The organism is Halobaculum sp. MBLA0147, from assembly GCF_041361345.1.
GTDB lineage: Archaea > Halobacteriota > Halobacteria > Halobacteriales > Haloferacaceae > JAHENP01.
Genome location: NZ_JBGKAD010000001.1, coordinates 2191412 through 2203746, shown reverse-complemented (window position 1 = coordinate 2203746; position 12335 = coordinate 2191412). Strand labels below are relative to the sequence as shown.

11 protein-coding genes are annotated in these 12335 nt (G+C 69.1%); 2 read left to right on the top strand and 9 right to left on the bottom strand.

Annotation, left to right across the window (positions count from 1 at the left end):
* Window positions 1-139 precede the first annotated feature (139 nt).
* Both RYH80_RS10535 and RYH80_RS10530 read left to right on the top strand, forming a co-directional pair.
* Window positions 140-1603: a DUF7345 domain-containing protein gene (locus RYH80_RS10535; protein WP_370903829.1), complete on the top strand. Its 1464-nt coding sequence runs from the start codon at window positions 140-142 to the stop codon at window positions 1601-1603.
* A 108-nt stretch (window positions 1604-1711) separates the two neighbouring features.
* Window positions 1712-3346 carry a 5'-nucleotidase C-terminal domain-containing protein gene (locus RYH80_RS10530; protein ID WP_370903828.1) on the top strand — a complete coding sequence of 545 codons (1635 nt, stop codon included), beginning with the start codon at window positions 1712-1714 and terminating at the stop codon, window positions 3344-3346.
* A gap of 13 nt (window positions 3347-3359) precedes the next feature.
* Here the strand turns inward: RYH80_RS10530 and RYH80_RS10525 are convergent, their stop codons facing one another.
* From RYH80_RS10525 to ahaH, 9 genes are all read right to left on the bottom strand, one after another.
* Window positions 3360-3731: a helix-turn-helix domain-containing protein gene (locus RYH80_RS10525; RefSeq protein WP_370903827.1), complete on the bottom strand. Its 372-nt coding sequence runs from the start codon at window positions 3729-3731 to the stop codon at window positions 3360-3362.
* A gap of 123 nt (window positions 3732-3854) precedes the next feature.
* Window positions 3855-5258 carry a V-type ATP synthase subunit B gene (locus RYH80_RS10520; protein WP_370903826.1) on the bottom strand — a complete coding sequence of 468 codons (1404 nt, stop codon included), beginning with the start codon at window positions 5256-5258 and terminating at the stop codon, window positions 3855-3857.
* A 4-nt stretch (window positions 5259-5262) separates the two neighbouring features.
* Window positions 5263-7035 (bottom strand): ATP synthase subunit A, encoded by a 1773-nt coding sequence (locus RYH80_RS10515; protein ID WP_370903825.1) that lies wholly within the window; start codon window positions 7033-7035, stop codon window positions 5263-5265.
* A 20-nt stretch (window positions 7036-7055) separates the two neighbouring features.
* Window positions 7056-7382, bottom strand: a complete 327-nt coding sequence (locus RYH80_RS10510) for a V-type ATP synthase subunit F (protein ID WP_370903824.1) — start codon at window positions 7380-7382, stop codon at window positions 7056-7058.
* Window positions 7379-8428: an ATP synthase A1 subunit C gene (ahaC, locus tag RYH80_RS10505; protein ID WP_370903823.1), complete on the bottom strand. Its 1050-nt coding sequence runs from the start codon at window positions 8426-8428 to the stop codon at window positions 7379-7381. The genes RYH80_RS10510 and ahaC overlap by 4 nt, the downstream gene beginning before the upstream one ends.
* Window positions 8421-9002: a V-type ATP synthase subunit E gene (locus RYH80_RS10500; protein ID WP_370903822.1), complete on the bottom strand. Its 582-nt coding sequence runs from the start codon at window positions 9000-9002 to the stop codon at window positions 8421-8423. Before RYH80_RS10500 ends, ahaC begins: the two co-directional genes overlap by 8 nt.
* A gap of 22 nt (window positions 9003-9024) precedes the next feature.
* Window positions 9025-9306, bottom strand: coding sequence for a hypothetical protein (locus tag RYH80_RS10495; RefSeq protein WP_370903820.1), 282 nt, complete (start codon window positions 9304-9306; stop codon window positions 9025-9027).
* Between the two features lie 413 nt (window positions 9307-9719).
* On the bottom strand, window positions 9720-11978 hold the full coding sequence (locus tag RYH80_RS10490; RefSeq protein WP_370903819.1) for a V-type ATP synthase subunit I: 2259 nt from the start codon (window positions 11976-11978) through the stop codon (window positions 9720-9722).
* Window positions 11965-12297 carry an ATP synthase archaeal subunit H gene (ahaH, locus tag RYH80_RS10485; RefSeq protein WP_370903818.1) on the bottom strand — a complete coding sequence of 111 codons (333 nt, stop codon included), beginning with the start codon at window positions 12295-12297 and terminating at the stop codon, window positions 11965-11967. Before ahaH ends, RYH80_RS10490 begins: the two co-directional genes overlap by 14 nt.
* Window positions 12298-12335: the final 38 nt, after the last annotated feature.

The following is a 12335-nucleotide window of genomic DNA, read 5'->3' as shown; positions in this document are numbered from 1 at the left end:
CGCGTGACGTAGCTTTCGGTCGGCCACCCCACGTCGCCGTCTCGGGACCGCCGTCTCGCGTCGACGTGTGGCGAACCGACGGACGGAGCGCCACCGGTTGCCGACAGTTTATACTGGGTGCCGCGCAACCCACGAGGGAATGCGGAGTCTGTCGGTCGTCGCCGTCGTCACGCTCGTCCTCGCGACCGTGCTCGTCCCCGTCGCCGCCGTCGGCGGTGCGAGCGCCACACAGTCCACCCTCCCGGGAGTCGGAACCGGTGCGGCGCCGCCGCCGGTGCCCGCCGCCGCGGACCAGCCGGCCGTCGACGACACCGTCACACGGATCGAGTTGGCCACGAACGGGACGGCCGTCTGGGAGTTGGCTTACCAGACGCGGCTCCAGACGGACGCGGAGGTCGCCGACTACCGGACGTTCCAGTCGGAGTTCCGCAACGACACGGCGACGTTCGAGACGACGTTCCGCGAGCGGATCGGCGCGGTCGTCGCCGACGCGACCAACGAGACCGGTCGCGAGATGGCCGTCACGAACGTGACGGCGACGACCGCGATCAGACAGGTCCCGCGCCGGATCGGCGTCGTCACCTACCGGTTCCGGTGGACGGGGTTCGCCGAGACCGACGGTGACCGCGTGGTCGCCGGGGACGTGTTCGAAGGGGGGTACTACCTCGCGGACAACGACTCGCTGGTCGTCGTCGCGCCGTCCGACTACGTCGTCGACCGTGCGACGCCGACCCCCTCCGTGAGCGACGAGCGGCAGGTGCGGTGGACCGGCCGACTCAGTTTCGCCGACGGGCGGCCGCTCGTCGCCGCGAGGCCGGCAGACACACCCACTCGGACGGCGACACGGACACGGACGCGAACGCCGACGCCCGCGACAGTCACGACCGGGCCCGCGACCGCCGGCGGCGACGGCGGCGGTGGGGTGCCGTGGCTCCTCGTCGGCGCGGTGGCGCTGGTCCTCGCCGCGGTGGTGGCGTTGGCCGTCCGCGGCGGTGGTCCGTTCGGCGGCGACGGATCGTTCGGCGGTGGGACACGGAGCGACGGAACACCGCCAGACGACGGAGCACCGCCGGACGGCACCGGCGGCACGGGGACCCACGGTGCCGACGTGGAGACCCGCGGTGGCGACGGGGAGGCCGACACGTCCACGGGAGGGGCGGGCGGCGAGTCGGGCGCCACGTCCGCCGGCGACGAGTCGACGACACCCAGTCGTCCGAGTGTCGGGACGACGGCGACGGGCGACGGGGAGCCGACGGCAGCGGACGCCGCGACGGCGGACGCCATCGCGGCGGGCGACGGGACGGACGAGCACACCGACTCGGACTCGGGGACGGACGACGACGAGGGGCTCCCAGAGCCGTACGCGTCGGTCCTCGACGGGATCAGACCGCCGTTGACGGACGCAGAACGGGTCGAGCGCGCGCTGGCACGCGAGCGCGGCCGGATGCGCCAGAGCGCGCTCGCCGACGAACTCGACTGGTCGGCCTCGAAGACCTCCCGCGTGCTCTCGGACATGGAGTCGGACGACCGGATCGAGAAGATCCGCGTCGGCCGCGAGAACGTCGTCGACCTGGCCGTCGACGAGGCCGACGACACGGGGTGACGCCGGGCCGTGTCGTGCCGGCCACCGAGTACCGTCGTCGTGACCGAGTGACCCCGTCGCGTCTGCGTGACCGTCACGTTCTCGGGCGCCCCGGTCCCACGGGGGCACGTGTCAGGAGACGCCCTCCCGCTGTTCTGTCTCGACGACCTGGAGCGACTGTACGACGACCCCGGCCACGTCGGCCGGCTGGCCGGGCTCCTCCGGTCGACACCGTCCGACGCGGTCGTCGTCGGGGCGGGCGACGACACAGCACTCGGGACGCTCGCGGTGCTGGCCGAACGTGCCGGCACCGACGCGACACCGCTGCTGCCGGGTGGTGTCGTCGACGCCGACAGTACCGACGGCGGCGTTACACACCCCGACGCCGACGGTACCGGCACTACCCACGCCGACGCCGGGGCGTCCGACGAGACCACCGGTCCAGACGCGGTGTCGGTTCCGGATCGCGGGCGTGGACTCGCCGGGCCGTTGTTCGACGCCGTCGCACACGACGCCGAGACGGTCGGTAACCACGACCTCGACCTCGGCGGGGAGTGGGCGACCGAGTGGGTGGACCGCGTCCCGGCGACGTACTGTTGTGCGAACCTCGTGGAGCCGGAACTCCCGGTGCCGGGCCACACGGTCGTCGAGCGCGACGACACCCGCGTCGGGATCGTCGGGGTCACACACCCTGACCTGTCCGCGTACCTGCTCGCGAGAGAGGCGGCCGCGACCGACCCGGTACCCGCCGCGCGCGAGGAGCTGGCGGCGCTGCGCGACCGCGGCGTCGACCACACGGTCGTCCTCTCACACTGTGGCGCCCACGACGAGCGGGTCGCCCGCGAGACGGACGCCGACGCCGTCGTCGGCGCGCACGTGCACGAACGACTGCTGGCCGTCGTCGACGGCACGCCGCTCGTGCGTTCCGGCGGTCCCGACGCGGTCGTCGAACTCGCGCTCGGTGCCGCCGACCCGTCGGTCACCGTCCACCGACTGACGCCGCAGGCGACGACGGGGGCCGACGACGACACACCGAGTGACGGTGCCGACGACGCCACGGCCGGCGACACGCGCCTCGCCGTCGACCTCCGGGACGCGACCGACGCGCCGGTCCACGAGCCGACGCGCGACCGGTACCGCGCGCTCCGGACGGAACTGGGTGCCGACGAGCCGGTCGCGACCGTCGCGGAGTCGATCCGTCGGGGGAGCCCCGAACGTACCGGCGGCGAGTCGCGCGCCGGCAACTTCCTCGCGGACGCGATCCGGACGGCCGTCGGCACCGACTGCGCGCTGTTCTTCGTCGGGTCGATGCGCGCCGGCCCGCCGCTGTCGGGGACCGTCGACGTCGGCGACGTCGTGTCACTGGCACCGTTCGACGACACCGTCCGCGAACTCCGCCTCACCGGCGCCGAACTCCGGCAGGTGCTGGCCGACTGCGGGACGCCGCACCCCGGCGACCGCGGCTGGGTCCACGTCCACGTCGCCGGGCTGCGCGTCCGCTGGGACGAGACTGGCGCGTTGCGGTCGGTCCGTCTGGTCGACGACGAGTCGAACGCGGCGGACGCGGCGAGCCCACTCCCGGAGACGGAGACGTACCGCGTCGCGACGCAGGGCGCGTTCGTCGAGACGGACGGCTACGGTCCCGCCGACTCCGCACACGTCGTCCGCGAGGACACCGAGATGCTGCCCGCACTGGTCCGGCACGCCGCGGACGGCGGACTGAACGTGGGTGTCGAGGGGCGGATCGGGCGAGGAGAGAGCTAGAACCGACGACCGCTCACGGCGACACGTCCACTGCCGGGCGCTCCTCGAACTGCTCGATCCGTTCGATCCGATCCGTGCGCTCCAGTGCGTCGTCGGCGACTTCGAGAACCGCGACCTCGTCGTAGAACCCGAGGTCGTCCAGTCGCCGGACGCCACACTCGGTCACTGCCCAGTACGTGCTCGGCAGTTCGTTCGGTCCGCCGTCGACCGAGTGCCGCTCGGTGAGCGACTGGGCCTCGAGTTTACGTAGGTGGTAGTCGACCGTCTCGCGCTCGATCTCCGGGTTCCGGTACGACAGCTCCTCGACGGAGAGTGCTCCGGTCTCGTGGGCGAGGATCTGCTGGACGAGCCGCCAGCACGTCTGGGCCAGTCGAGTCTCGCTCATCTCGTACCGTCGTGTCTCCCGACCCCAAATAGCTATTTCGACTACTCGTCGTCGGCACTCACGACTCACGAGCCAGAGAGAACGGAGACGGCCGCGACGAGGGTCACTCGCCGGTGGACGCGATCAGTCCGCGGCGACTTCCTCGGCGTCCTCGCGGTAGTACTCCTCGATCAGGTCCTCGTCGACGCGGTTGAGTTCCGTCTTCGGGAGCAGCGACAGCAGGTCCCAGCCGATCTCGAGCGTGCCGTCGATGTCGCGCTCGGAGTCGTACCCCTGCTGGACGAACTCGGACTCGAACCGGTCGGCGAAGTCGAGCAGGCGGTTCTGCCGCTCGTCCAGCGCCTCCCGGCCGACGATGTTCTCCAGGTCGCGGAGTTCGACACCCTCGGCGTAGGCCGCGTACAGCTGGTCTTTCACGTCCGCGTGGTCGCCACGCGTCAGCCCCTCGCCGATCCCGTCGTCCATCAGCCGCGACAGACTCGGGAGCACGTCGACGGGCGGCTCGACACCCTGACTGTTCAACTCGCGGCTCATCATGATCTGCCCCTCCGTGATGTAGCCGGTCAGGTCCGGGATCGGGTGCGTGTCGTCGTCGCCCGGCATCGTGAGGATCGGGATCTGCGTCACGGAGCCCTCGCGGCCGTCGATCCGGCCGGCACGCTCGTACAGCGTCGCCAGGTCCGTGTACATGTACCCCGGGTAGCCACGCCGACCGGGGACCTCCTCGCGGGCCGCCCCGATCTCGCGCAGCGCCTCACAGTAGTTCGTCATGTCCGTCAGGATCGTCAGGACGTGGTACCCCTTGTCGAACGCGAGGTACTCGGCGGTGGTCAACGCCAGCCGCGGCGTCACCGTCCGCTCGACGGCCGGGTCGTCCGCGAGGTTCATGAAGACGATCGACCGTTCGAGCGCGCCGGTGCGCTCGAAGTCGTCCATGAACTCGTTGGCCTCCTCCTGGGTGATCCCCATCGCGCCGAAGATCACCGCGAACTCGGAGTCCTCGCCGGCCTCCTCCTCCTCGGGGACGGACGCCTGTCGCGCGATCTGGAGTGCCAGTTCGTTGTGCGGCAGCCCCGACGCCGAGAAGATCGGCAGCTTCTGACCGCGGACGAGCGTGTTCATCCCGTCGATGGCGGAGACACCCGTCTGGATGAACTCCTCGGGGTACTCCCGGGAGACCGGGTTGATCGCCGCCCCGACGATGTCACGCTCCTCCTCGGGGACCACGTCGGGCCCACCGTCGATCGGCTGCCCCGACCCGTCGAGCACGCGCCCGAGCAGGTCCTCCGTGAGCGACATCTTCAGCGTCTCGCCCAGGAACCGGACGGACGCGTTGCGGTCGATGCCGGAGGTGCCCTCGAACACCTGGATGGCGACGAGGCCGTCCTCCGTCTCCAGCACCTGGCCGCGCTTGGTCTCGCCGTCCGGCGTCTCGATCTCGACGATCTCGTCGTACCCGATCGGCTCGTCGACCTCGGCGAACACCAGCGGGCCGCTGACTTCCGTGATTGTCTCGTACTCTTTCATGGGTCTAGTACAGTGCGCGCAGTTGCTCGACGAGGTTCTCCTCGATCTCCGCGACGAACGCCTCGTACTCGTCGTCGGGCGTGGTCGCGACGCGGTTGATCTTCGGCGCCGCGTCGACGCTCGTGATCTCCTCGACCGGGACGCCCGCGTCCAAGGCGTCGAACGCCTCGTCGTTGAACGTCTTGATCAGCCCGAGGATGTCGTACGTCTTCTCCGGCGGACAGTAGCGGTCCACGTCGTGGAGCGCGTTCTGCTGGAGGTACGCCTCCCGCAGGAAGCGTGCCACCTCCAGCGTGAGCCGCTGGTCCTCCGGCAGCGCGTCCTTCCCGACGAGCTGGACGATCTCCTGGAGTTCGTCCTCCTCGTCCAACGTGTCGACGGCCCACTGCCGCTTGTCGGGCCAGTCCTCCGCGACGTTGTCGCGGAACCAGTCGTCGAGCTGGTCGCGGTACAGCGAGTAGGAGTCGTTCCAGTTGATCGCCGGGAAGTGCCGGCGCTCGGCCAGGTCCGAATCCAGCGCCCAGAACGTCTTCACGATCCGCAGCGTGTTCTGGGTGACCGGCTCCGAGAAGTCCCCGCCGGGCGGGGAGACGGCGCCGATGACGGAGATCGACCCCTCCGTCCCGTTGACGTTCTGGAAGTAGCCGGCCCGCTCGTAGAACTGACTCAGGCGAGCGGCGAGGTACGCCGGGTACCCCTCCTCGCCGGGCATCTCCTCGAGCCGCGAGGAGATCTCCCGCATGGCCTCCGCCCACCGCGAGGTGGAGTCGGCCATCAGCGCCACGTCGTACCCCATGTCGCGGTAGTGCTCCGCGATGGTGATCCCCGTGTACACGCACGACTCGCGTGCGGCGACGGGCATGTTCGACGTGTTGGCGATGAGGCAGGTCCGGGCCATCAGGTCGTTGCCGGACTTGGGGTCCTCCAGTTCCGGGAAGTCCTCGATGACCTCCGTCATCTCGTTGCCGCGCTCACCACAGCCGATGTACACGACGATGTCGGCGTCGGCGAACTTCGCGAGCGACTGCTGGGTGACCGTCTTCCCCGAGCCGAACGGCCCCGGGATGGCGGCCGTCCCACCCTTGGCGAGCGGGAACAGCCCGTCGAGGATGCGCTGCCCGGAGACGAGCGGCGTCGTCGGCGTCTCCTTCTCGACGGTCGGCCGCTTGTCGCGCACCGGCCACTCCTGGTGCATCGTGATCTCCGTGCCGTCTTCGAGCACGACGACCGGCTCCTCGACCGTGAAGGTGCCCTCCTTGGTCTCGCTGACGACGCCACCCTCCTCGTCGGGCGGCACCATCACCTTGTGGTCGATGGTGACCGTCTCCGGGACGACGCCGACCACGTCGCCGGACTCTACCTGGTCGCCCTCCTCAACCTCGGGGGTGAACTCCCACTCCTCCTCGAGGTCGATCCCGGGGGCGTCGACCCCGCGGTCGAGGAACGCACTGTTCATCTTCTCTTCGAGCACGTCGAGCGGGCGCTGGACACCGTCGTAGATGGTGTCGAGCATCCCCGGGCCGAGGTCGACCGTCAGCGGCTCGCCCGTGTTGTCGACGGGCTCGCCGGGGCCGACCCCCGAGGTCTCCTCGTACACCTGGATCGTGGTCACGTCGCCTTCGATCTCGATGACCTCGCCCATCAGCCCCTCTTCGCCGACGTACACCACGTCGTTCATCCGGGCGTCGAGGTCGGTCGCCGTCACGACCGGCCCACTGACGCTCCGGATGACGCCGGTGTCCGCCACCGTCGCGTCCGTATCTGTTGCTTGACTCATGTTGTCGTGTGTCTCCGTTCTCAGTCGTCTTCCTCCATCAGGTCGATCCCGATGGCTCGCTTGATCTGTTCGCGCAGCCCGCCGCCGCCGGCACCGCCGCCCAGCGTCACCAACACCGGGTCGACGCTCCCCTGCACCGTCTCGCGGACGCCCCGCGAGAGGTACTCCAGGTCGTCGTCCCGCATCACGACGATCCCGACGTCGTCGTCCGCCAGCGTGCGCTCGACCGCGTCGTCGAGCGCCTCCGGCTTCTCGTCGTCGGGCACGTCCTCGAACTTCCGGACGCCGGCGAGCCGGAACCCGGTCGTGAACTCCGGACTGCCGATCACTGCGATCTCTTGGCTCATAGGATCACCAGGTCCGCCTCGATCTCGTCGGCGTCGAGGCCAGCCTCTTTCCCCCGCGCGATGGCGCGGATGTTGTCCACCTCTCGCTCCTTCGAGAGGATGAACCCGATCACCGGCGCCACCGACAGCGGGTCGACACTCCCGAGCGCCTCCGCGTACTCCACCTGAGCGGTCTCCAACGCGTGTTCGAAGTCGACGAGACTCTCGGCGTCCTCGAGTCTGTCGAGCGCGTCCGAGAGGTCGTCGCCGTACGGACTCTCCCGGATGTGCGCGATCAGCTCGTCCATGTCACCCGCCAGTCGCTGGACGTCGCGCACCGAGAACAACTCGCCGCCCTCGATGAAGTACTCCGCCGGGTCCAGGTCCGTCCCGGACCGGGCGAGCCGGAAGGCGTTCAACGCGTTCCGGAAGTCGATCTCCGCCCGCAGGTACTGGCGGTAGTCGGCGAGTCGCTCGCCGCCGCCCAGCCCCTCGGTAAGCAGTTCGTAGTACGCTCGGTCGACCGCGTTCTCGAGGGGGATCAACAGCCCGACCTCCTCGTAGTCCTCGTAGGCGCCCGCGAGGGCGTCCCCGAAGATCGTGTCGCGCAACCCGTCGACGATCGCCTCGACGGAGTCGGCGTCGGCCAGCCGCTCCAGCCGCGTCGGGTCGAGTTCCCCGGCCTCGATCAGGTCGACGCGCACCTCGTCGGCGGGCGTCTCCGAGTAGACGCCCCGCAGCAGTGTCTTGACGTTCCAGGCGTCGAACTTCCGGAGGTACCGGACGAGCAGGTCGTACAGTCCGCCCTCCGCCCAGCCGAGTAAGTCGTCGAACTGGCGCGCGAGGTTGCGGTTCAGCGCGTACTCGATGAGGTCGACGCCGCCGAACCGGGAGCCGAGTTCGTTGATCTCCCGCTCGTAGGTCGACTCCTCCATGTCGCGGGCGATCTCGGCCGGCGACATCCGGAGCAGTCGCCGGTACGACTCCTCGTCGTAGAGTCGCGACCGCCGCGACCGGACGCGGGCGTTCACGTACTCCGAGTTGGAGCTGCCGGCGCGACTACTCATCGTCGAACAGTCGTGTGCTCAGTTCCTTGAGGTTGTCTTCCCACACGTCGTCCAACACGGAGTCGAACGTGTTGTTGACGCGGACGCGCGACGCCTCGCTCTCGACGACGACACCGCCGAGACAGTCGTACTCGCCGGCGTACGACCAGCCGTCGTAGTCGTCGAGGATCTCCGTCAGGAGCGCCTCGTCGTCTGCGCGGCCGTAGACGGCCACGTCCTCGTCGCCGAACTCGTCGGCGGCGTCGTCCAACAGCGTTCGCGTCAGCTCCTCGCGGCGGTCACCCTCCAAGTCGGCGACCGCCTGCGCCGTCTGCTCGCGGACCTCCTCGAGCACGTCGCGGCGTGCCTCCAGGCGGTTCTGCTTGGCCTCGAGCTTGGCCGACGACAGCGCCTGTTCGCGCTCCTGTTCGATCTGCCGGTCGACCGCCGCCTCTCGGTCGGCGACGATCTCGTCGGCGTCCTCTCTCGCCTCGTCGAGGATCTCCTCGGCACGCTCGTCCGCCTCTTCGCGGATCTCGTCCGCGCGCTCGCGAGCGTCCTCCCGGATGTCCTCGACGACAGTGTCCAAGCTCATGGGTGAAAAGGAACCTCCCGGTTCAGCCCAGCGTCCCGACGAAGGTGTCCCCGGCCAGGAAGAGGGTGACGAAGGCGATGATGATCAGGGTCTCGGGCAGTGCGGTGAGGATGAGCCCCGGGACGAACATGTCGTCGTCCTCGGCGATGGCACCGACCGCGGCCGCGCCGATCCCGCGCTGTGCGTAGCCCGTCCCGATGGCACCGAGACCGACGGTGATCGCCGCGGCGGCCTTCGGCGAGAGGATCGGGAGGTTCTGATTCTGCAGTGCGACGTTGGCGACTTCTGTGAATGCTTCCATCATGGGTTCTCACGTACGGTGTGGTCGCTTCCGAACATGTCCCTCTTGCCCCTGAAGCGCACATAAAGGTTCCCAAATAGAACGGCCGAACCTCCCGAATCCGTCCCGTTCGCACTCGGCGAGAACGGTGTGTGAACGCACCACATATCAGGTCGGGTACAGTTCCTCGGCGGTGGTGTCGCTCCCCGCTCCGCCGTCGTGACGACCGGCGACCGGACGCGTGCGGCGGGGAACGTCGCGCCTCCAGCCGGGAGACGGTCGCGAGGCCTCGACCCGTCGTGCGACCTGTCCGTCCGCGGAGGCGTCGGGTCGTCGCGCGGGGTCGAATCGTCGCCCGGAGTGAGTCGTCGCTCAGAGCGGTAGCGTCCGCGAGAACGGTGTGCCGAGAACCGCGGGTGCGTCCGGGTGAGACGCGACTACTCTTCGGCGGTGTACTGCCGGTCCGTGCCGAACGGCTCGTACTCCACGCCGTCGCCCTCGTAGAACTTCTCGAAGAACTCGAAGTACTCGAGACGCGCGGCCTGGATCCCCGAGGAGGTGACACCCAGCGCGAGCACGATGAGGTGGCCGACGATCAACACGAGGATGCCGACGAGCAGCAGCGCGATGCCACCGTGCATCAGCCCCTCGAACATGATCGTCGCCCCCTCCTTCGTCTCCAACACGTACGCGGCGTCGTGTTGGAGCATGAAGTGGTACTCGCCCTTACCGTCGATGTACGCCCCGAAGAACAGGAGGTTGACGGCGAACGCCATCCCGGCCTTCGCCAGCAACACGGCCCCGATCCGGAGGTACGACAGGGCGTGGGCCAACACGACGTGGAACTCCACCAACTCCGCCGGGTCGGCCAGCGCCAAGAGGACGAGCCCCACCGCGAGCATCCCGACGCCGACGTAGCCGACGACGGTCGGGAACCCGGTGAACCCGAGTTCGAACGCGGAGACGGAGCCGCTGGAGAACACCTCGAACAGCATGTCCGGCTTCGTCGCCTTCCCGAGGTCACTGAAGATGAACAGCCAGAGGCCGTTCAACATCAGCAGCCAGGAGCCGGACTCCTCCAACGCCTCCACGACGCCGTGGAACTGGAGGTTCTCGAGGAACTCCAGCGTGTACCCCACGTTCAGGTGGAGCACACCGAACAGCACCGTGACGACGAACCACGTGTTCGCCCAGTAGGTGCCGGCCGGCGACAGCCCCTTCTCGATGGGTGCGTGTTTCAGCCCGACCAGCCCCTCCCAGAAGTAGGTGCTGATCAGGTGCAGCCCGAAGATCTCGCCGTAGAGGATCCCGAACGCCGTCGTGAACAGCCCGGCGGTGATCGCGATGCCGCCGAACGCCTTGAACGTCTGTGAGTCGAAGTTCCGGTAGACGTACGCGCCGATCCCCGTGTAGATCAGCCCGTACGCGAAGTCCCCGATCATGAAGCCGAACATCACCGGGAACGTGAGGAAGAGCACGACCGTCGGGTCGTACTCCGTGTAGTTCGGCTTCCCGATCATCCGGACGAGCAGCTCGAACGGACTCGCCACGTCGGCGTTGTTCTGGACCGTCGGCGGGTCGTCGTCCCGCATCACGACCGGCGTGTCCGCCGTGACCCCGCCGTCCGCGACGGCTCGCTGCCGTTCGGCCGTCTGCTCCGTCTCGTCGGTGTCGGTCTCGGGCGGCTCGCGGCGACCGGCCTCGCGGACGGACTCGGGCACGTCCTCGCGGACGACCTCGCCGTCCGGCCCGAAGCTGGCTCGCTGGAGTTCCTCGATCTCGGCGCCGTTACCGACCGCGTCCGAGATCGCGCCCGCGAACTCCGTGTACTCCTCCGTCGGGATCCACCCTTCGGCGACGAAGGCGTTGTCCGTCGTCGCGAACGACAACGGCGCCTCCGCCTTCCCGACGCGGATCGCCAGTTCCTCCTCGGCCGCCAACAGGAAGCCGGCCCACTCCTCGCGGAGCGTCTCGAGGTCCGCCTCGACGGCCTCGATCTCCGACTCCAACTCCTGACGGTCCGCCTGGAGCCGCTTGTGGTACGCCTCCGGCGCCGTGTTCTCGTCCGCGTCCAGTTCCGGCACCTCGATGGCCGCGAACTCCGCGCTCACCAGCACGTCCGCCAGCGCGTCCGCCTCGGCCGAACTCGACGGGCGCGCGAACACCGCCAGCACGTCGCCACCGGAGAAGATCTGGTACTCGTCGAGGGCGGGCGACTGGACGACCGCCTCCTCGACGGCCGCCTCGTCACCCTCGCCGACGGCGACCTGGAGGCTGTCGTAGCCGCTCAACAGGTCCACGTCGATTCCCAACTCGACGAACGGCTCGATCCCGTCGATCCGCTCGTCGACGCGCCGGAGTTCGTTCTTCAGTTCCTCCCGGCGGTCGTCGAGTCGGTTCGCCTCCGTGCGGACCTCCTCCAGCTCCTCGTCGAGCGCCTCGTCGGTGACGATCCGCGAGGGGCCGGCGTCACTCTCCTCGACGCCGAGTTGCGACTGCAGCGACCGGACCGTCACCAGCTTGTCGGCGGCCTCCTCGGCGCCCTCGGTGGAGACACCCTGGTCGAACCCCTCCCAGTTGCCGTCGTACTCCGTCAGGTGGACCGTCGAGAGGTCGTGCATCGCCTCGATCACGTCCCCCATCACGCCGCGGGAGCCCGTGACCGAGACCTTACTCATCTGCTCAGGTCTGAGCATGCACCGCCTCCTCGAACCGCTCGACCGCGTACTCGACCGCCTCCTCTTGGCGGTCGCGTGCGCGGTCCATCAGTTCCGTGCGTTCTGTCCGTCCCTCCTCGAGGATCTGCTCGCGCTTCTCGTCGATCTCCTCGCGAGCGTCTGCGAGCCGCTCGTCCTCGAGTTCGTCGGCCTCCGCCTCGGCCTCGGCGCGGATCTCGTCTGCCTCGGCCCGAGCCTCCTGGATCCGCTCCTCGCGGTCGGACTCGGCTTCGGCGACGATCTCCTCGGCCTCGGCTTCGGCCTCCTTCACTCGTTCGAGAACTTCGGGTCTCGGCATTGGTAGTCGTCGTCCGTGGTTTGGTCTACGTGCGTATA